Source organism: Veillonella sp., from assembly GCF_018381775.1.
GTDB lineage: Bacteria > Bacillota > Negativicutes > Veillonellales > Veillonellaceae > Veillonella.
In genome coordinates, this window is sequence record NZ_JAGZRH010000010.1 from 20,238 (window position 1) to 41,870 (window position 21,633).

Sequence of the window (21,633 nt, forward strand, 5' to 3'; positions counted from 1 at the left end):
TAATATAATTAAATTCATTTATATAAATCATTCATGAATTTTTCATTCATAAATAAATTATACAAAATTCTACAGTTATAGAGCAATAAAATAAGTATAAAGTATACTTTAAATACTTAGTTTTAATAAGTGATGAATTACAATAAGTAATACGACAAAATTAAATCAATTTTCTAATCTCATGTTTTAACATGTCAAATGGTATTTTAAATCCAAGACATTTTCTAGGTCGATTATTAATCAGCATTAGGGCTTCTGTTAGTTTATCTAGTGTTACTTTAGCTAAATCGGTTTTCTTAGGGAAAAACTCTCGAAATAAACCATTACTATTTTCATTAGATCCACGTTGCTATGCTGCATAGGCATCAGCAAAATACATTGGTATCCCCCAATCAGTTTCAAGCTGTTCATAGCATGCAAATTCTTTACCACGGTCTACTATAAAGGTTTTAAGTACTTTACTTGTTAATGTGTTGTATATCAAACTAATAGCTAAAAACATGTAATCTTTAGTTCGGTCATCCATTTTAATTGCTACATAGAATCGAGTTTTACGTTCAACAAATGTAGTTAATCAACCTTTACTTTGACCTCTGGAAGAAACCATTGTATCTAATTCCCAATGACCAAAAATTTTTCGGTTTTCAACTTCTTGAGTTCGCTCCTTAAAGGACCTTTTAACATTGAAGCGTCCACGCTATTCTTTTGTAGCAGGCTTTTTACCTTTTCGGCGAAGCACTTTTTCTGTTACAGCAAAAAATCCAAGATGAATCCAAGAGTAAATTGTCTTAAAGCTTAGAGCACCAACTATTTATCTGGAGACCAAGTTTATTGTAACCTGGATTCAATTAAAGCTGCTAATTGAGGTATTAACTTTGTTGGTCTGCCTTTATTAGCAGACTTACTAATTGCTAACTACTGTGCTTTAATCGCAGAATATTCGCCGTCAACTCGATTTAATTCTCTCGCTACACTAGAATGATGGACACCAATTAAACTAGCAATTCTACGAATAGAGTATCCTTCTTTTCTTAAAACTTCTATTTGACTTCGTTTTTCTAAGGTAAGATGTATATAGCTCATATTAGAGACCTCTGTGTCATGTATTTGTGGTTATTTACATTTTACACGAGATCTCCAATATGAGTTTTTTATCTGTCGCAATATATTTTACAATTCATCATGTAAAATAAAACACTATTTTTCTTTTACTTCTTTTGAATGTTTTGATATAAAAAATTGCACCTCCAAAAATTATTTCCAATTTTTGGGGTGCAGTTCATTTTAAATAAAATCTGAATATTATATTTTAAATAATAAGTTTATTAGAAAAACGTTAGAACTTATCTATTAAATTTAGATACAATACTGTAAAAAATTCCTTTCTCATAAGAATTAAAATTAAGTTTCCATTGAATGATAAAATAAATCAAAGAATAAAAAACAATACTACTTATAAATAAATAAATTGATTTCTGTAAATCTATTTGAGACAAGATTATATTGCCAAAAAAAGTTGTTAATATACATACAAATAAGATAGGAAAAATTTTTTTCCAAAAATTAAAAATATCTAACTTTAAATATTTTTGATAATATATGTTCATTAAAAGTCCATTACCTATTAACATACATAAACCTGTAGCAAGTGCTCCGCCAATAACACCATATAAATCAATCCAATAATACGACAAAACAATATTTAATATCCCTACAAATGTATATATCATAGCTCTGATATGGAAAACATTTCTAGCTTGCATAATTGCTAATCCTACATTTTGTATTAAATCTATTGTAAATGGAATAATTATTAATAGTGTAATTGAATATACTATACTAAATTCATCACCAACCCAATAGTGAAGAAATCCATGACCGAATATAATGAAACAACTTGTAATAAAAGAAAGCAAATAAAATTGTAGTCGACCTATACGTAAAAATAACTCTTGAAATGATTCATTATCATAATTCTCAGCTACCATTGTTGTAACTTTTGGTAATAATGTTCCGGATATAGCTAAAGATATATTCATATAATTAATATAAATTTGACTAGCTATTGCATAAACAGCTACTGCAGCTGCACTTATTTTCATGCCTATTAATAACTGACTACTTTGCCAAAAAATTTGATCAACTACAGAAACAACAAATAAACTAATTGATAAATTACGAATTGAAATAATAATACTGTTATCCCAACCATAATATCTAAATACTGTATTCAATTTATATTTACAATATATGATTTTTACAATTGCTAAGACTAAATTAAATAAAGTTTGTACTATAACAACACTTAATGCTGTTGGATAGAAATATACAGTAGCAACTATAACGAATGGTTGAAGAATAATTTGTAATAAACTTATAAGCCTATGAAAAACGAAACGCTCTTTTGAAATAATTATTGCATCAAAAACTTTTGATGAAAACAACATAAGAAGATTTATTAATAATAGTATAAAAATAGTTTTAGCACTATTTATCATACCTGGAGTCAAACTATCACTAAAAATAGTAGGAATAAAATAGTAGAATACCAAACCTATCAAACATAGTATTAATCCTATTATCATATATAAGATTAATGACATGGTTATTAATTTATCAATACATTTCTGATTATTTTCAACTCTGTATTTTACTAAAAATCTAATAATGGTAGTAGATAAGCCAAAATCCAAAACATTAAAATATGCAATTATAGATCCTAATAATCTATATAAGCCAAATTCAGAAATGCCTATAAAAGTTAATAAAATTGGGACATACGCTAAATTGATAATGGTATTACAAAGCAACATAGCATATGATAATAATGTTCCTAGTTTTCTTTGTGTAGAAAGAGTTTGATTCATATTACCGCACCTTCTTATTTGTAATATTATACAAATACAATATTAGAGGTAATATCCGCAATTGTAATAAAAGATATTTTATCATAAGAGCTATATCAAATTTATTTACTAGATCAAATCTAAAAATTGATTTCCATATTTCACGACGTAATAATTGATTAAAGTCTTCGTTTATAGAAAAGAAAGATTGTTTATTTTCTTTACTAAAGTAGTATCTATAAAAAATTTCTTTTATTACACTAAAGCCTTCTTTCATAAGTTCAACTTGGTCATTAGTATTCCAGATAAATGACTGCATTGTTTTCAAACGTTGCTCAGATAATTCAATAAAATTTAATCTAAATCTATGTAATGTAGATGATGGTGTGAATATATAATAATACCAAGTATTATATGCTATTGCCATATTATAGTTCTGAGATTCTAATATTCTAAAATTCCACTCTTCATCTTCACCAAAAATGAGAGAAGCATTAAAAAGATTATTGTCCATAACACTTTTTTTCAAGATTTTAGCAACTGGACCACGAGATACATAAGAATTACCTCTCCAAAATTGCTTCATACCCAAATGATACATATGTGTATGAAGCATCTTTTTATCTTCTAAAGATAATAGCTTAAAATTATTAAGTAAATCCCTATTTAATTCAATAGATGAAATATCATGTACATATTCAACCAAACCATACAAAATATCTACATCATTTTCAGATAATATTTTATCAGCTTCCTCTAACATAGTTTTAGAGATTATATCATCTATATCTACAAATGTTATATAGTTTCCATGACTAAATTTTAAACCATAATTACGCGCATTAGATACACCTTCATTAGTTTTATGATATATACTTATATTATTTCTTTTATAATTATCTAAATATGCTGCACACTCTTTATTACTTCCATCATCAACTATAATAATCTCATAATGATTATATGTTTGATTAAATATGCTTTGTAAACAACGATCTATTTCTTCACTTGTATTATTAAATACAGGAATGATAATACTAAAATAATTCATTTTAGATTTATTAATCCCTTCTTTTTACATATTTAACTTAGAAAATTTATAAGTAAAAGCATATGCTATGGCTAAACTTACCCAAGTACAATAAACTACAGTAGAAGACTCATTAATATTAGATATCAAACAACCTAATAAAGTTAACAGTGTTACGGAGAATTTTATTTGATCACTTTTATTTAAATTTCGTCTATTAGAAAATAATCGATATAAAGCAATAATAAAGGGGATTATAAATATAATACTACCAATAACACCTTGTTCCATAAGTCTAGTCAAATAATCATTCATTGCATTAATATTTTTAGATAAAACACCTTTTGATTTTACAGTATCCATCCACATATTAATTTCTCCATTATCATTATCTTCATTTTCAAATACATCAACCATATATAATGTACTTAATCCAGGTCCCACACCTAGAAGAATATGATCTTTAGATACTTGGAGACTAGCTTTAATTAAACCAAATCTAGCACCATTACTACGTGTATCCTTTTTATTTAATGAGTTCAAATTACTATCTAAATATTTTTCTACATGTAAATTATTAACATGACTATTATTAACATCTACTGTCATTCCATTAATAAGAGAAATAGAAATAAATAATGCGATAATAGATACTGCAATAATAGATAAAACTTTTTTTATAAATATTCTATGGATAAATATAGACCAAAATAATAGTAGTACCAAAAGTACAAAATACACAGCATTAGCAGTTCTTGCCTGTGATAAAAAAACAATCACTGCTAAACTGAGGCTATAGAATCCATAAAAAATCGTATATTTTTTTGAATTAGATGCTAAATACTTTCCCCATATAAAAGGTATTACAAAAGCCATATAATTACCAATATGAGAAGGTTCTGGAAAAATACTTCTAATTTGTTGTTTGTCCCATAATAATGGAGGCCACCATCCATCACTAATCTTAATCACATGAAAATACGGGGTAATCGTAACTAATAAATCCTTTGCATATGAGTTTCCGTAATAATATAAAATTTCTATAATTGTCACTATAATAACTATAAGACTCGATATTATCACAGCTAGATTAACATACTTCCAGTATTTATCAAAATCACGCTTTATATATAAATACATAATATATGAACCACCAAAGGTATATATAATTGTTAATATAGAGTTTTTTAGATTACGAAAAACAAAAGAAATAATTGTGCTCAACTGATTATTAACTACCAATCCAAGTTTATTTGAAACACTATTAATAAATCCAAAAGATTCTGAACTTGTATTAACAAAATAATTAGTATCAAAATATGGATATGTATATATCCCAATAAATAGTGATAAAATAATAGCACTAATATAAATCATCAGATATCTAAAAATAAAATACTTTGAGTTATCTACTATAGGTATCTTTTTTATATATTGTAAAAATAATGTATATACACCTAATCCAACAAGGAAATACCAAGAAAGCATTCCAGCAAAGTTTGTTCCAATAATGTTAATAAATCTAGGATGCGCTACATTACCAAAACCTATAAATAAAATAATACAAAAAATAAAAATTAAAGCTAATTTATCATATTTTTTTGTATTTTCCTTTTGATAAAAATTAGGACTCATATATTACTCCACTAAATTGTAATAACACTATCATTAAATATAAATTTATTAAGTACTTTTACTTCTTCAATCATATCTTGACGGCTCATCAAAAAGCTTTCAGAGTCCTCTCTAATACATTTCAAGAACTCAACAATTTCATATCGTAATCCTTCACCTTCAAATTTATAGAAGTATTTTTGATTCAAATTTACATCTTCAAAGCGCAATTCAAAATATTCTGTTTTCCACCAAGGCGCTGGTACATAGATATAGCCTTTAGAGCCGGATATAACTAAATCCCCCTCAGCTTTAGCATTGATAGCCACTGTAGCAGACGCCATCGCATCATCATAAAGGAAATTAATCTTCGATAAAATATCGATATCATCAACCTTATGACTTATAAAATCAACACGATTATAATTAAAGCCTAAGAGTTTAAAGATGGCCAACAATGGATAGGAGGCTAAGGATAAAATACTACCACCCGCTATTCTAACTTGATTAGCCAAATCATCACCTAAAACTTGTGTAAAATTAGCTTCTACATTAAAGATTTTACCAATCTTCCCACTACGAGCCAGAGCAATTAACTTATTAAAGGCGGGACTATACGCTGTTTTCAATCCTTCCATCAATACTAAATTGGAAGATTTTGCCAAGTCCATCAAGCGTAATGTTTCATCAAGGTCACTACTAAATGGAAATTCTGTTAATACATGTTTTTTAGCTTGTAGTGCTTTTTCGATATAAGTTCCACGTTTAGATAAAGGCATGTTAATGTATACCGAATCTACCTTATCTAACAATGTTTCATAGGAACTAAATTGATGTAAATTATTAAACTGATGTGATTTATAGATAGTATCAACATCATCTGCCTCTGTATACCCACCTATAATATCAATACCACTAACAAATTTAGATTCATCTAAAAATCTATCTAAAATAACTTCATTACCAATAATCCCCAATTTAACATTCTCGGAATTTCTGATTTGAGTACTAGAAATACCTTGTGTTCTTGGTAAATAAACTACCTTACAATACTCATTTAAATAATCGAAATATCCTTCCCAATCAGATCCAACAGTAAATATATCTGCATTAAATCGTTTGATATCATCTATTTTTTGGCCAAAATATTCTTCTACTACAATTTCATCTGCAAAACCTGTAGCACGCACATTATCAATGCGCGTCATCAAGGAATCACGAACATTAAATTTGCCTCTAGATTTATCAAAATAATCAGATGTAACTCCTACAATAAGGTAGTCACCTAATGCTTTTGCATTTTTTAAAAGATTGTAATGTCCCTCATGAAATAAATCATATGTTCCATATGTTATTACTTTTTTCATAACATTCCCTCAAAACCCCAAATATCTACTACTCTTTCCAATAAACATTAAAGTTATGATGACTTACTCTTCGCTCCTCAGGCGGTGGTATCATATAGTCGCCAAAGGTATTCTCTAAATATTCTGCATAACCTTTTGGTCCTAAAAAATAAGTATCTTCAAAAGGCAATTCAACATATGAATGAATTGATGATTTATTCAATATTTCAAATTTCCAGTTCCAAACATAAACTGTCAATCCAATAATATCAGAAGTATCGATCTTATACCTTTTAGATATACTATTTACAAGAGAAAAAATCTTTTGCGTATTTAGTCCTTTACACAATGTTATAAGAATATATTTTACGTAAGTTCTAATTTTATTTTTTAACTCTATATTATTCTCTTTTGAATCTGAAAAGTGTTTACTTGGTGTATATGAAAAAGCTGATGAGTTTCCTATGATACCTAAAAATTTCTGAGTTAATAATAATAATTTTTTCTTAATAGTATTATTAGGAAGTCCATCTACAGGAAAAATATCAATAAATGCATGATATTTTTTATATTTATTTTTTAATGTGTGTTCATATAAAACAGTGTTTATGTCACCAACTCTTCCAAATGACATATGCCAGTTATTATTATTTTCTAATGAATCAGCCTTATATCTACTATTATTTCCATTATAAAGCTTGAAAAACCTTTCATAATCTGCTCTTGGCATAGCAATATCAATATCATCATCCCAAGGAATAAATCCTTTGTGCCTAATAGCACCTAATAAAGTCCCACCACATAAAAAATACTGAATTTTATTTATTTCACAAAATTTAGCTACATCCTTTAGAATATTTAATTCAACTTCTTTTAACTCTTCTATAGTTAATTCTTTCATTTTTTGTCCAATTCTCATTAAAATATTCAGTATATAAATTAATAAACTTACTATGTTCTTTTGAATCATTTGACATAGGTGTCATTATAATTGAATCATTAAATAAATAGTAACACTTTGGTACTTTATCTTTTGCTTCTTCAAAAAGATTCAATACAGCAACTCTAATATCAATAAATGATAAACCTAATTTATCAATTTCATTCAGAATAGAAATTATAGATCCACCCGTATCTATAGAGTCATCAACAATTAATAAGTGATTTGATTTACTTAATATATTAATAATAGATGAATCAGGAAATGATATATTTCTTTCCTTAATCGTACTATGAACACCAGATTTTAATTCTAATTTTCGTAATAATAATTTTATTGGTTTAGGTAAGAGTTTTAGTATAGGAGAAATCATTGTCTTCATGGAATTAGTCTTTCTCTCTGCATATACGGGAACAATTGGTATATTTAATCTATCCCCTATATGTTTACCAATCAAATATCCACCCTTTGCAATAAACAGAACTAAATCTGGTTTATATGTTTCATCCACAATACTAGCCAACTCATAGCTTATTTTTTTTAAGTCGTGTAACGATAGTTCTATATAATCCATTAATATCTCTCCGTTGAATAAATGATAATAATCTATCAATAACAGTAAACTTATGAGCTATTGGAACAACCGGGGAACAAATAAAGTGAGACTGCTCTATAGCCTTAATAAATTTGGTTGGCGTCTCTGGATTTATATCAGATTCTATGTAATCTTTACCTATTTCAATCCATGTATGTATATCACCACCAATTACCTTTCGTAAATTATACTTATCTGCTATTTCATTCTGTTTTCTATCATATTTAATGTCAATATTTCTACCATTATGAACCTCTATACAATCAATAGAGTCCTTAAATTCTTGTATATAACATTCATCTAATACAGTTTTATATCTTTTCTCATCATATGGATGTGGAATATACACAATTCCACCTTGCTTTTTAATTTCAAAAATAGTCTCTTTAGGTGATAAACCCGCTTTTATATTGTTATTTAAAAACAACCCTATTATCTCACCATGGGTTGTCATAATCTCTTCACCTAAAATCACATATACTTTATTTCCTTTTTTTTCACAATATTTTTTAAAGGCAATAGCACCATCTATATTATTATGTTCTGTTATTGTTATATGGGTAATACCATGGTAAAGACAACAGCTATATAAAAGCCAAAAAGGCAACATACTATCATGAGAAAATTTAGTATGAACATGACATACCAACTTCATTATAAACTCCTCAAAAAGACCTTAATTAATTATTCTTATAATATGTATAACCTAGCTATCTAATTCAGATAATGCATCAATAAAAAGTTTCATGAATTTAATATCGCCAGTAGAAACCCGAATATAACCTTTTAAAATATCATAACTAGAAGTTTTTATAGCTATATTTTTCTCATTCAATAAAAGGGATGCGAGTGCTTCTGCATCACGATTGGTTTTTATTGTTATAAAATTCCCACCATCATATATATACTCATAGTTATTGTCTTTTAACCAGCTTATAAGGTAATCTCTTCCTTGTAACTCATCGTTTATTAATTTACTTATTAAATCTTCATTATTTATCAACTCATTTGCAAACAATAATGCAATTGAGTTTGTATCAAAAGTTGGCCGTGCATTATTGATCATAGTAATAATATCGCTAGATGCTAATGCATAACCAATTCTACATGCTGCTATAGAAAATAATTTTGAGAAAGTTCTCAAAATTATAATATGATCATATTGATTTAACAAATGCGCTTGTGTTTGTTTATAAAAATAATGATAAGCCTCATCTATAATTAATAAAGCACCTACAGATTTCGTTTTGTCTGCAATTTTTATAAATTCATTATTATTATATGGTCTACCAATTGGATTATTAGGATTTAGTAAAGATACTATGCTAGTATTAGTATCAATACTATCTAAAAGTAAATCAAAATCTATTTCAAAATTTTTATCTATATCAATTTTTACATGATTTAAACCATACATTTTTGCATATACACCATACATTTCAAAGGTAGGTGAAATACTAATAAAATTTGAGTTTGGTTTACCAAATACTTCAAAAATATATTTCAAAGCCATTTCTGATCCATCTGTAATTGCTATATTATCCATAGATAAATTATGATATTTTGACAAAGATTCAATTAATGGAATTTTATTAGGATAAGTAGCTAGAAATTCTGGAGTTATTCTAGATTTAATTACTTCAACAATATCAACTGGTAAACCTCCAGGATTTTCATTCATATCTAATCTAACTATATTTTTTCTATTGTTATCAGGATATTTACGTTCTAAATTTTTTATTAATGGGTTTATATACATATTTTTATCCTCCTACTATTAAAATAATAAAATTAATAAGCCCCTTTAGATTTAACGACAGCCAATACAGTTTTTAATAAATATACAATATCAATCCACACAGACCAGTTATGCACATACCAAGAGTCCATTAACACCCGTTCTTCATAGGTAGTATCGCTACGACCGCTCACTTGCCATACACCAGTAATCCCTGGTGGTACAAGGTAAAAGTCATTAATATAGTCGCCGTATTTCACGATTTCATCACGCACGATAGGACGTGGACCTACGAGGCTCATATCGCCAACGAGAACATTCCATAATTGTGGCAATTCATCAAGACTCGTTTTACGAAGGAATTTACCAATTCTTGTAACACGAGGATCATCTTTTAATTTGAAATCTCGTTCCCATTCTTCACGAGCTGCAGGATTTTCTTTCAAATATACCTCCAATGCCTCTTGTGCATTTGGCACCATGGAGCGGAATTTATAGCATGGGAACTCTTTACCACCTTGGCCAACGCGCTTGTGGCCAAATACGATAGGACCTGGAGAATCTAGATAAATCAATACAGCTACGATGGCGAGAATTGGCAATATCAAGATACCACCACATACTGTAGCTACAATATCAAAAATGCGTTTCATAATACGGTTAGATTTGCGAGCCAAGTTGTTTTGTACACGCAATACAACAGCTTGCTCTTCCATCATGCCACGAGCCGTAATATTACTTGCTGGTAAACCAAATAACTCAGGCACAAAGGCTACCCGTTTTACCAATAATTGAAGTCGATTAATTAAGGCTACTAATTTTTTAGACTCAAGGCCTGGTGCACAAATAAGAACAGTTTGTACACCTGTATCTTTAATAACTTTTTCTACATCAGAAAAAGCACCTAAACATGAATATTCTTTAGCAATGGTAGAGGATTTAGGATTATCATCTACATAACCAATAATCTTATAGGTTGCAATTGGCATGCGATCTAAGGATTTCTTTACGAGCTCTGCTGTTTTACCTGCCCCAACGAGAAGAACTGGTATATTTAAATATCCTGCTTTTGAAAGGATCTTACCTACAATAAAACGACTACTAAAGATAAAGAGCAGCATAAATAGATAAGCAAAGATAACAAAGAGTCTAGATACATCGTTGATTACATGACCTGTGTACATTAGTACAATGGATACAACGACACCAATAGTAATACTGCGGAATAAATTCTTCATCGTATCCCAATAAGGAGATACTACAGAATAAGCATTATTGAGCAATAATATGGCTAAAAATACAAAAGGTATAATGCCATATACATAGATTTCATCTACCTTAAAATTTGAACTTACCTGTAATAATGGCAAGTTTAAACGCAAATGATAAGCTGCTAATGTACCTAACACAATAGAAACATAATCTGCTATAAGCACTATAATTTTGCTAATAAAAAGCTTATTATTACAATTATTCATACTAATACCCCAAATAAACAAATACCCCAAATTGTAAAAAAAAGGTTGTTTTCTCAATACAATATTTAAGAAAACAACCTTTCTATCATCCGAATACAATGTACTAATAATTACTTATATTGTATCATATTCAAATGTCTAAAACTATGAAAAAACATAGATTTTAGCTATCTTTTATGTAGTTTTATATATTTTTTATTATTACTTAAATGAGGAATAAACTCCTCATAAAATTTAATTAAATACATTCTTAAATTCCAATATAATACTCATGTAATTCTCAATTACTTCGCAATTGAAGCATAATTCCCATAACAATCCAAAACATACGAATTCCAGATGAATTCCCCCATGTATAATCAATAGATCCAAATAGGAATAAGTAACTAATTAAACCTACAAGGATTGATAAATCATAAGGGTTTCGTGTCTTCACATAGTGTTTCAACGATTTGTAGAACATAAAAATTGAGAATCCTAAGAAACCAACGAGCCCTAAAATGCCAGATTCAGAGGCTATTTGCAATAAATTATTATGAGAATGGCCCAAATCTTGTGTTTCTTGTTTTAACTTATAGTGATCTCGATATGTTTTTTGCCATAATCCAGGACCAACACCAGTTACAGGATGGTCCATAATCATTTGCTTATCTGCTTCCCATACATAGATACGACCTAAATTAGAACCATTAGTGGTCGTATTAAAGGTACTTTCAAAACGAGCTACATAGGCTTGATTACTACTAAATGCATATCCTATACCTACAACGGCTACAAATAGTACCAATATATAGCGAATATTAACAAAGCAATAGCGTAATGTTATGAGTACACCGTTAATACCATTAAATAACCAAGAACCACGGCTTTGATTGCCCCACATTCCCAATAACATACCAAATAAAGAAAATACAGCTGATTTTCTTACATATGAAGGATATGCTTTATCATAAGCGGCAATTAAAGCCAATGGAAAGGCTAATGTTAACAACATGGCTAGCCCCATCATAGAGCCATGAATGACACCACCTGCACGACCTCCTGGACCTAAATTATAGCCCAATAGATACTGTGCGAAGGCAGATAAAGCATCGATACCCATATATACAAAGAATACTGATAATATGGCGTATAACTTGCCAGAACTTTTAATAAATAACAGAATTGGTACGATGACTAATACCTTCCAAACCCAAATATTAAAGAAATATTTTGTGGTCACCGCTATATCATTGCTGATTAATGCGGACGGCAATACGCATAGTAGCATGCCTACATAGGCCCATCCATATTGGCGTATGGACCGTGGTACGGAGATTTCATGTCGTCTATACCAACAAGTTACTAAGGTCATCAATATAATAAGGCTATATATTAAATTTCCTAGTGCCATAGATGACCGCGTCGTACATATCATCAGTGAAATGAGTACGGTCAGCATCATTTCAGAATGCTTAATTATCCAAGATTGCATACTAACCCCTTTTCACCTACATAGTTACAATCTAATTTTCATCATATTAACATCTATACTTTATAGATATCTATTTACTGTATAGATATCTATTTACTGTATAGATATTTATTTTACTCGTAACAATGGTTTCAGATAATCTTGAATCTCTTGCTCATATTGATCGAGTAATTCATAGCGTTTTCTGTATTGACTACGTTTTTGTGATTTAATTTCTTCAATAGGTTTACGATATTCCTCTAATGGAATGTTGAAGAAACGGTCATCACTACATACAACACCACCAGATTCCTCCCACAATGGATCTAGCTCAGCTACCTTAGCGCGATGACCGCGAACTAAATGGGTATTTGCATAGAAGCCTTCATCAGATACGGCATAAATAGATTCGACCTTACAAAGGACCGCAATATGGCGTAATAGGAACATAATAAAGTTTTTTGGTCGATACCCAAACATCTTTTTAGTAACTGTTTTAGCATTATCAAGGCCATCTTTATATCCTTGAATCGTGCCAATCCACATAGCGGGTTCCCCATTAAAACCTTTACCAAAGCGGAAGTTAGCATGGTATACGCCTTGTTTACCCAAGGTTAACAACAAGGTTAAAAAACCTTCTTTTCGTTGACCCGGTCCATAATATAAACGGGCCACCATATCAAGGTCTTCTGATTCCCATACGATAAAACCACGATTCATACGACTTACATCGTCATAAATATTATCTGGATCTACAGAGTACATTTCGCGAATGGCTTCATCTGTAAATACATCTTTCAAATAATCAAAATGATTAATAATAGCCTCTAATCGTTCCTGTGGTGTTGAGCTTTTAAACAAGAAATATCGCGTCATTAACTCAAATAGACCAACTTGACGGTCTAATAATGTTGGATCTGGCGTGTAGCTTGCAAAATAGTTCTCTAGTGCCTCTATTTCTCGTTTATTGCGGATAGAGCGCATTGTATGAAGGAAAGTGCGTCGCGTTTCCCTCCAACTACGTTTTCCGTAAATCTTACGACCTCGCTGCCATTGTGTTTCTAAATATCCCATCTCAAACTCCTATCCACTAAAAAACTACCAAACCGTATCATTACTTATCAGTGGAGTGTAAATTATCTATAATCGCAACTAATTCATCTGCCACACGATTAACAATGAATCGTTGTTCCACAACTTGTCGTGCCTTTGTGATGATATTTGGCAAGTCTACAGCATCACTCATCACATGTTCCATAGCTTGTTGTAAGTTGTGTTCGTTCAGCGGATCTACAATAAATCCAGATTCACCATCGTCTATGATTTCTCGCTGAGCCCCAGAGCCACTTGTAATGACTGGTACACCGCAATACATAGCCTCACAAATAACGAGACCAAAGGCTTCACGCGTTATCGTTGGCAATAGTAAGCAATCTATGGATCTATATAAACCTTCAATATCTCGTGTAAAGCCTATAAATTCAACATAAGAATGCATTTGATGTGCATGTATATAATCTTTTAATTTCTTAATTTGATCCTCTGTACCAGCCCCCGATATAATCAATCGAACATCGGGATTGTTTTGATGAATCTGTTCCAGAGCACTTAAAATCAGATACAAACCTTTTCGTTCTGTTATACGCGCACTATATCCAAAGGTTCTAACCTTATATTTCATGGGAACAGCATCTGAAAAGGACTGGAATCGGTTCGGATCAATACCATTATATACAACATGGTATTTGCTAGTATCCTTAATAGCAGGCGTCATAAGATCGTCATAAACAAGTTTAGACACACAAACAAAGGCATCTACTTGTGCATTGATCCATCTATGATATATATCTGTTTTACCAGGTACAAGATTATGCTTTATAAACACCAATTTAGCACCTGTTAACTGCTTAAGAGCAATACAGAATAAGATATATTTACCGGAGTGGCATACAATCGTATTAATCCCCTGTTCTTTCATCTGTTTAGCCACCGCATTAACAGATAGAAAACCCTTCAAGGTATAGAGATTGGCAGTCATCACATGGCCCACTTGAGCATAGCGAGATTGCATATCTTCATTCGATTGGTCCACTAAGATGTACGCAGTCCTATGTCGTTGTTGTAATTGCTTACAAATATCATATACATATTGTTCACCGCCACCCCAAATTTTGGCGCCTACAACATTGATTATAGACATAGGTTCCTCCTATCATACACAGATCAATACACATATAGTAGCATCTATTGATGTATACGAAATACTGATTACATATACATCAATAGACTATCATCGTTTAATTATACTACGACTTATTCATACTGTCCTCATGATTAATAAGCCACATGGTCAACAATGTCCAATCACGCGCATCATCTCCGTGATTATCAATAGGCCGAATTGGTTCAACCGGTTTATAGGACGGTATGTTACTTTCACCATAATCCATACGAACATCGCCCATCATATGAGGCGTAATCCATTGATACGGTGTAACTAATGTATCTGGCTGTTCATCAAATAAGGACGGTACGATGGAGTAATATTCGAAACCCTTTGGTGCAATGGCTTCAATAATGGTAGGCATGAGGCTCATATGCGTGCCAATGGGTGCCGTAATCATATCCTTTGTGAAAGCAAAATGTTGTAATAGCCCTACCGTACAGAATGTATCGCGCAACGTATAGTCTCGTTGAATTAAGGATGTATTATTCAAAGAGCCAAATAGATTAGAGTGGTCACCGGTAACAACGAATAAACTATCAGGAAATGTCTCTTTCATAGCATTAACAAAGTTAAAAATCGCCTTATCACTATAGCGATAGGTAGCCAATTCTTTATTCCGTTTCTTATTGGATTTTATATCATCTCCAAGGTTCGGCATGACCTTTTCAGGATCATAATCTAATAAGGAATCCTCCATTTTATAAGGACCATGATTGGATGTAGTGTAAATAAAATGGAATGTAGGATGTTCTAACGATTTGATTTCCTGTTCAATATGTTCTAAAAAGACATGGTCATAGACGCCTACCCAAGTTTTAGGAGCATCGGGACCACAGAACACAGAAGCGCTTTCCACGCGGTCAAAGCCTTGAGCCTTACCAAAGTGATTAAAGTTACCGTACGACGCATTACCACCATACCAATAAATCGTATCATAACCTAAACGCTTCATTTGAGATGCCAAAGAGGTTGGCAACGGCTCATGCCAAAAGGCTTCCCGTTCATTGATTTCCATACCCGCATCATAGACGCCGGATAATAGACTTACAATGGATGGACGAGATACATTACCAGCAGGCAAGAAATTAGGTACTTGTGCCGTATGAGGATCATCTTTAAAATCCCATAAACCAGGACATATATTGAGATCCTTATAAGGTTCATCAAGAGACCATTGAGGGATACTTTCACCAACAATAAAGAAAATATGCTGCGGTTTATCAATACGAGGACCTGATGCAACGCGCTTGAATGCATGAAGCGGTGTATTCAAATCCTGCCAAGAATCTTTATATTCCTTAGGAACAATACGGTGTATGGCGTCATCAATGTCCTCAGTAGATGCGGTATATTCATCACGAAGTGGATGTTTTAGCACCGTTTCTAAGGCACATAGATCTGGCACTGTAGCACGAGCAAAGAATATATCCTCTTTTACCACTGTAGGAATCGTATCCCATTCTGGTTTATCATCGTGAGATAAGGTTCCACCATAGCGGAACCAATAAAACCCCAAAACGGAGGCAGCCACAAGACCTATATTCCAAGCTACAGTAGGCCAAATTCCTTCAATAGATGGATAAGGTATAGATGGCAAGGATAAGAAGAAATCTCCCATGTACCAGGATATAAACGTAATAGGAATCAATCCTAAAATGACGAGAATTCCTCGATCTTGATTAAAGAATACATCAATCAAATTACGTTTCTCTGCATGATTTCCATAATGAACCATATAGTTATACGTATCATGGAAATGCTTATAAAAAATCATTTTTCCTGCAAAAGCTGCGTAAAGTATGCAGGAATAAATAGTTAATCCCACTAACCGTACAGTATCTTCTATTTGGTGATACCCATCAAATAATAATGCAGGGAGCGTCACCAATACTAAGGGTAATAAGAATACATAAGCATCAAAATCCATGCCCCACCAAAAGCCATAACGCAATGAACCTACTACAGATTTCCAGCGTCCCTTCCATGTGGGGTAAGGATTATACACAATCATGAATATGATTCGAAAGATGGTGCTCAATATAGGAGCCCAAAGCATTAGTTTTATATTTTGTTGTAGGGATAGAAAAAATTGTTCACTCATTCATACTTCCATATCTACTTCAAGAACAATAATTCCCCATAGCAATCTACTATACTAAATTACTGATTATAATTGCCCATTAGATTTGTTTAAATAATATAATTTTACATATTTCGTCATGGTATACATCATATGGTAGATAGATAATAGAAAACCTATTTTTCCATCTAATATGCCGCCTTGCAAAATATATATCTTAAAAAATGCCCATGTTGGACGCAATATAATATCCCCTAAAAAACTACAAGATTTCCCTTGTTCCTTGTACTTATTGGCCGCTGCTGTAGTATATTTATTGAACTTTTCAAAGAACTGATGCCAGTTATCATAAGTATAATGATACAATTTGCCTTCTAATGTATCTTGTGGATACGGACTGATAAAAGCTTCATGAACAGCACCTTCTACAGTGGCTCCCTCTCGAGGCATCAATCGTAACACCTTATCAGGTCTCACCACACCATGAGTAGCTGGATTGTGATGGAACAAATTATATCTTCGTAGCCAATAAGCCTTTGGTTCACCTTGGATAGCTCGTTGAATAGACTTTGCTAACTCTGGTGATACACGCTCATCAGAGTCAACAAATAAAATCCATTCACTCTGGGCTTGTGAAATACCAAAGCGTCGTTGTTGTGACCAATCTCCATTCAGAGGATGTGGTATAACTTTAGCCCCCAAGTTAGTAGCAAGAGGTATCGTTTGATCTGTACTTCCATCATCAATAACTAATATTTCATCAGCAAATTGAATACTTTTAATACAATCTACAATATGTTTTTCTTCGTTGCGAGCTAAGATAATAGCCGTCACAGTGCTCATAGATCATCCTTTAACTTACAAATCCCTTTAATTTACTATGTAGATAATATGGTAGATACAAATATGATATCTACCATATGTATCGTATACAAAAATTATTGAATACTATCCCCATGTTTGATACGCCATGCTGCGAGTTCGCGCATGTTTTTAATCATATCCCCATAGGATTGAGGCATATTTGTGCCTTGTTCCATAACTTTTCCACTGTTATCGAGATATAGTCTATGGTTAAAGACGAATTCCTCTTGTGTAAACAAGCTTGGTACCATGGATTCATAGGTTTGACCAGGTCGCCCCGCTAGTTCTGCCAAGGTTGGAATGATTTGAATGCTCATGCCGAACGCATTAGGAGCGAGCCAGTCTTTATGAATGCCGCGACCGTAGAAGATAATCGGAATCGTAGACGCCACATTAGGACCTACTTCACGAGCAAAGGTAAAGCGTTCACTATGGTCCCCCGTAATGACAAAGAGTGCCGAAGGATCTGCTTTTTCTTCACTGGCGATGAACTCGCCCATCACATGGTCCGCATACCAAATATGACCCATTTCGTTCAATTGCTTGTCATTTTCTGCGATTGTATCAGGCAAATGGCCTTTTACCTTGTTCACATCATAGCCTTCTTTAGCGACATTAACGCTATATGGAGGATGATTCGATGTGGTCATAATAACATTGAGGATTTTTTCCCCTCTATGTTGATCCATGTAAGCGGAAATGGCTTTAAACATATACTTATCCGCTACACCCCATGCATTGCCTTCATCACTTGGCATTTCAGACGCATCATGGAATTCATCAAAACCTTGAGACAAGACGAAGTTCTTCACATTTTGCCATGTACTAAATCCGCCGTACCAGAATACAGTTTTATAGCCTAGCTTTTTCATAACAGAACCAATTCCTAAGCCATACGGTTGTTTGAAACTTTCACCTTCATAGTTAGGATATAGACCTGTGTCAGGCATACCTGTGAGTAAACCATTGATAGCAGGCATCGTGCCTGTACCTTGGGCAAGAGCGAGCTGCGTGCTCATCGCTTGAGGACTGGCAGCGTATTTACGACCTTGTTCAACGAGGTACGCACCAGGTTCGTTGTATTCTGCGAGGAATGGCCACAAACCATAAGATTCACCGAGAACGATATTGATGGACTGTGGTTGCTCCGCTAAACGCTCTGTCGTAATAGTTCTTGTGAAAGAACCATCAAAATCCTTACCATTAAATGTTCCACCAATGGCACTGATTTTCTCACTCAATTCTTGAGGGGTTAAGTTGATAACCTCTAACTCCTCCGCGCGTTTTGCAATGCTTTTAACACGATAAAGAGCCTGCACATCGTCGAGGATGGTCTCGTTTAACAAATTAGAACTGAGGCGCGCCGCACTTTCCCAGTTGATGGAATTTGTATAGTTAAAAGCACCACCAAATCTAAAGAACAGACCTAGTATACCGATAACAACGGTGAGCCCAATGCCCGTCATCCACTGCGTTTTCTTCGTCTTTGGATACCAAGTAGGACAAACTAATTGAGTATCAGCGTAATCTCTATATTTCTTTGTACCCCACGCCAAGAATTTAACGAGGAAATAACATAGGGCTGCGCTCAACACAACGGCCCCAATGATGTACATGAGGGCGTTATATTCATTGATGGCCGTATTTACAATGGCGCTGATATCATCGTTTTTACCATTGATGAGCATCGCATTATAAGAGGAATTGAAAATCTTATAGAACGGAATGCGTCCCAAGAATAAGAAGGTTAACAGTACCGTTGCAATAGAATAGATAACCTGTTTAATGCGCAAGGATGGCCATTTTGGTACAAAGGTATGCACCAATGTGCCTCCCAAAAAGCCCAATAAACACAAAGAACCAACGGTCTTGAGACTCAATCTAAAGCCTAGCCATAAGGACGTAAGGATATTTTCCATCGTCACAGATGCTAGCTGTGATTGGAATACTGCAAGAAACACGATTCTAAATGCAGTCAACAAGGCAGAGAAGAAGATAAATACCTTAATCTCTGTCTTTATGCCTTCAAATAATCGTTGCCATCGGTTCATCATTAACCCCTTACTGTTCGTTCATATAACGTAACTACTCTATACTACCTAACTGTAATTATGTTGGATATTTCTTACATTTAGGTCCTTTACATCGCTTGCATTTACCGCATCCGCGGTCGATAGTCCCAGCACTGGCTGATTTCTCAGCACTAGTACTCTCCTGAGCCTTTTTATGGGCCTTACTATTCCATACGGGAACTATCGTTTCTACTTTTTTTCAGATCCATCCTTTTTGGATTTTTTATCTTTTTTCTTGTCTTTTTTCTTATCTTTTTTACTGAAAGTATCAGCTAAAAAGACTGTTTTTAACTTGTCATTTAAGACTTTAAGCTTCTTTTCAGCCTTGTCTTTCTTTTTCTTTAATTTATCTTCGGATTTAGAATGTTTATCTTCCTTGGACTTTTTATGTTTTTTGTCCTTTTTATCCTCTTTAGACTTCTTGTCATCCTTAGATTTCTTGTCTTTTTTAGATATCTTTTCGTCTTTGGATTTTTTGTGGTCCTTAGATTTTTTAGACTTTTCGTCAGTCCCATTGATACGCGCCCATTCATCATCTACGCGTTTCAATTGCTTTTTAAGAAGCTTTTCCATCTTTTTATTGGCTTTATCGGAATCTAGGCCAGCTTTGCCGAACAACAAAGCATTTACTGCTGTATAGGGATCAATAGAGGACATATCATTTTGTTCTTCAGAAGTTTCTGCATGGTTTTCTTCATCTAAGTGATGGACTTCTAAGCTTTCCACGCCATCTAGTGGATTTACATCCATATGCTCTACAATGTCTTCATCAAGGTCCGATATCTCATGTTGGGAGCTTTCACCAGATCCTGTAAAAAGACCACCCATAGAATGTAATTCGTTCAATTTAATATGATTCATGCCCACTGTAGAATCGTGCTGTGCAGGAATATCGGATAATTGAACCTGTTCCATAGCGTACACATCGTTATTATGGCTAGCACCCTTACCAAGATACGATTTATCAGCAATGATAATATCCTCTTGATCGTCGCCTAACACATTGCCAAATAAATCCTCTTCAAGAGAATCATAGGTATGCAACATGGACATTCGTTTTTGAACCTCTTCAATTTGATTCCACAAATCTACGAGAGAGGATGTGTAGTAAAGGCGTTCCTTAACCTCTAAATAAGCTTGGTAAACGATAGCCAATTCAGACTCATTGAGTCCCTCTTCGGCACCGATTTCTTCTATCATTTGTTGGATCTGTTGATCTCGATCATAACGTTTAATTAAGGCCTTGCGAATACGTTCAATCAATGCTGTATCGATGATTTCCACGGGTACCTCCAGTCTTCAATACACTCAGCCCTATCCACTAACTTAGTGCATACGAATCAATGTATA

General features: G+C 32.7%; 16 protein-coding genes and 1 pseudogene. All 17 read right to left on the reverse strand.

The window, feature by feature from the left end; translation table 11 throughout:
• Nucleotides 1-160 precede the first annotated feature (160 nt).
• Nucleotides 161-1,083: pseudogene (locus KH109_RS07125) on the reverse strand (IS30 family transposase).
• 260 nt (nt 1,084-1,343) lie between these two features.
• A complete protein-coding gene (locus KH109_RS07130) occupies nt 1,344-2,867 on the reverse strand; it encodes a polysaccharide biosynthesis C-terminal domain-containing protein (protein WP_156719459.1) in 1,524 nt (507 codons plus the stop codon).
• A gap of 1 nt (nt 2,868) precedes the next feature.
• Nucleotides 2,869-3,897 carry a glycosyltransferase family 2 protein gene (locus tag KH109_RS07135; protein ID WP_156719460.1) on the reverse strand — a complete coding sequence of 343 codons (1,029 nt, stop codon included), beginning with the start codon at nt 3,895-3,897 and terminating at the stop codon, nt 2,869-2,871.
• A gap of 24 nt (nt 3,898-3,921) precedes the next feature.
• Nucleotides 3,922-5,511 (reverse strand): O-antigen ligase family protein, encoded by a 1,590-nt coding sequence (locus KH109_RS07140; RefSeq protein WP_156719461.1) that lies wholly within the window; start codon nt 5,509-5,511, stop codon nt 3,922-3,924.
• Nucleotides 5,512-5,522: 11 nt separating this feature from the next.
• Nucleotides 5,523-6,857 carry an adenylyltransferase/cytidyltransferase family protein gene (locus KH109_RS07145; RefSeq protein ID WP_156719462.1) on the reverse strand — a complete coding sequence of 445 codons (1,335 nt, stop codon included), beginning with the start codon at nt 6,855-6,857 and terminating at the stop codon, nt 5,523-5,525.
• A gap of 28 nt (nt 6,858-6,885) precedes the next feature.
• A complete protein-coding gene (locus KH109_RS07150) occupies nt 6,886-7,737 on the reverse strand; it encodes a LicD family protein (RefSeq protein ID WP_285365492.1) in 852 nt (283 codons plus the stop codon).
• Nucleotides 7,700-8,350, reverse strand: coding sequence for a phosphoribosyltransferase (locus KH109_RS07155; protein WP_156719464.1), 651 nt, complete (start codon nt 8,348-8,350; stop codon nt 7,700-7,702). Before KH109_RS07155 ends, KH109_RS07150 begins: the two co-directional genes overlap by 38 nt.
• The gene (locus tag KH109_RS07160) at nt 8,301-9,026 is read right to left on the reverse strand and encodes a PHP domain-containing protein (RefSeq protein ID WP_295217213.1); all 726 of its coding nucleotides are present in this window, start codon (nt 9,024-9,026) and stop codon (nt 8,301-8,303) included. The genes KH109_RS07155 and KH109_RS07160 overlap by 50 nt, the downstream gene beginning before the upstream one ends.
• A gap of 51 nt (nt 9,027-9,077) precedes the next feature.
• Complete coding sequence (locus KH109_RS07165) at nt 9,078-10,130, reverse strand: histidinol-phosphate transaminase (protein WP_156719466.1); 1,053 nt, start codon at nt 10,128-10,130, stop codon at nt 9,078-9,080.
• 32 nt (nt 10,131-10,162) lie between these two features.
• A complete protein-coding gene (gene wbaP / locus KH109_RS07170; protein ID WP_156719467.1) occupies nt 10,163-11,587 on the reverse strand; it encodes an undecaprenyl-phosphate galactose phosphotransferase WbaP in 1,425 nt (474 codons plus the stop codon).
• A 280-nt stretch (nt 11,588-11,867) separates the two neighbouring features.
• Nucleotides 11,868-13,061, reverse strand: a complete 1,194-nt coding sequence (locus KH109_RS07175; RefSeq protein ID WP_295217218.1) for an O-antigen ligase family protein — start codon at nt 13,059-13,061, stop codon at nt 11,868-11,870.
• A gap of 108 nt (nt 13,062-13,169) precedes the next feature.
• Complete coding sequence (locus KH109_RS07180; protein ID WP_295217221.1) at nt 13,170-14,114, reverse strand: DUF535 family protein; 945 nt, start codon at nt 14,112-14,114, stop codon at nt 13,170-13,172.
• A 40-nt stretch (nt 14,115-14,154) separates the two neighbouring features.
• The gene (locus KH109_RS07185; protein ID WP_295217224.1) at nt 14,155-15,240 is read right to left on the reverse strand and encodes a glycosyltransferase family 4 protein; all 1,086 of its coding nucleotides are present in this window, start codon (nt 15,238-15,240) and stop codon (nt 14,155-14,157) included.
• A gap of 106 nt (nt 15,241-15,346) precedes the next feature.
• On the reverse strand, nt 15,347-17,368 hold the full coding sequence (locus KH109_RS07190; protein ID WP_295217227.1) for an LTA synthase family protein: 2,022 nt from the start codon (nt 17,366-17,368) through the stop codon (nt 15,347-15,349).
• Between the two features lie 66 nt (nt 17,369-17,434).
• Nucleotides 17,435-18,190, reverse strand: coding sequence for a glycosyltransferase family 2 protein (locus KH109_RS07195; protein WP_295217239.1), 756 nt, complete (start codon nt 18,188-18,190; stop codon nt 17,435-17,437).
• Nucleotides 18,191-18,285: 95 nt separating this feature from the next.
• Complete coding sequence (locus KH109_RS07200; RefSeq protein ID WP_295217248.1) at nt 18,286-20,265, reverse strand: alkaline phosphatase family protein; 1,980 nt, start codon at nt 20,263-20,265, stop codon at nt 18,286-18,288.
• 207 nt (nt 20,266-20,472) lie between these two features.
• Entirely contained in the window at nt 20,473-21,567 is a 1,095-nt protein-coding gene (locus KH109_RS07205) for a transcriptional regulator (RefSeq protein ID WP_295217258.1), read from the reverse strand.
• Nucleotides 21,568-21,633 lie beyond the last annotated feature (66 nt).

What these genes read in the sequence shown, in the direction of transcription:
- KH109_RS07130 (WP_156719459.1), bottom strand. Translation starts at nt 2,867, where the DNA reads ATGAATCAAACTCTTTCTACACAAAGAAAACTAGGAACATTATTATCA.
- KH109_RS07135 (WP_156719460.1), bottom strand. Translation starts at nt 3,897, where the DNA reads ATGAATTATTTTAGTATTATCATTCCTGTATTTAATAATACAAGTGAA.
- KH109_RS07140 (WP_156719461.1), bottom strand. Translation starts at nt 5,511, where the DNA reads ATGAGTCCTAATTTTTATCAAAAGGAAAATACAAAAAAATATGATAAA.
- KH109_RS07145 (WP_156719462.1), bottom strand. Translation starts at nt 6,857, where the DNA reads ATGAAAAAAGTAATAACATATGGAACATATGATTTATTTCATGAGGGA.
- KH109_RS07150 (WP_285365492.1), bottom strand. Translation starts at nt 7,737, where the DNA reads ATGAAAGAATTAACTATAGAAGAGTTAAAAGAAGTTGAATTAAATATT.
- KH109_RS07155 (WP_156719464.1), bottom strand. Translation starts at nt 8,350, where the DNA reads ATGGATTATATAGAACTATCGTTACACGACTTAAAAAAAATAAGCTAT.
- KH109_RS07160 (WP_295217213.1), bottom strand. Translation starts at nt 9,026, where the DNA reads ATGAAGTTGGTATGTCATGTTCATACTAAATTTTCTCATGATAGTATG.
- KH109_RS07165 (WP_156719466.1), bottom strand. Translation starts at nt 10,130, where the DNA reads ATGTATATAAACCCATTAATAAAAAATTTAGAACGTAAATATCCTGAT.
- wbaP (WP_156719467.1), bottom strand. Translation starts at nt 11,587, where the DNA reads ATGAATAATTGTAATAATAAGCTTTTTATTAGCAAAATTATAGTGCTT.
- KH109_RS07175 (WP_295217218.1), bottom strand. Translation starts at nt 13,061, where the DNA reads ATGCAATCTTGGATAATTAAGCATTCTGAAATGATGCTGACCGTACTC.
- KH109_RS07180 (WP_295217221.1), bottom strand. Translation starts at nt 14,114, where the DNA reads ATGGGATATTTAGAAACACAATGGCAGCGAGGTCGTAAGATTTACGGA.
- KH109_RS07185 (WP_295217224.1), bottom strand. Translation starts at nt 15,240, where the DNA reads ATGTCTATAATCAATGTTGTAGGCGCCAAAATTTGGGGTGGCGGTGAA.
- KH109_RS07190 (WP_295217227.1), bottom strand. Translation starts at nt 17,368, where the DNA reads ATGAGTGAACAATTTTTTCTATCCCTACAACAAAATATAAAACTAATG.
- KH109_RS07195 (WP_295217239.1), bottom strand. Translation starts at nt 18,190, where the DNA reads ATGAGCACTGTGACGGCTATTATCTTAGCTCGCAACGAAGAAAAACAT.
- KH109_RS07200 (WP_295217248.1), bottom strand. Translation starts at nt 20,265, where the DNA reads ATGATGAACCGATGGCAACGATTATTTGAAGGCATAAAGACAGAGATT.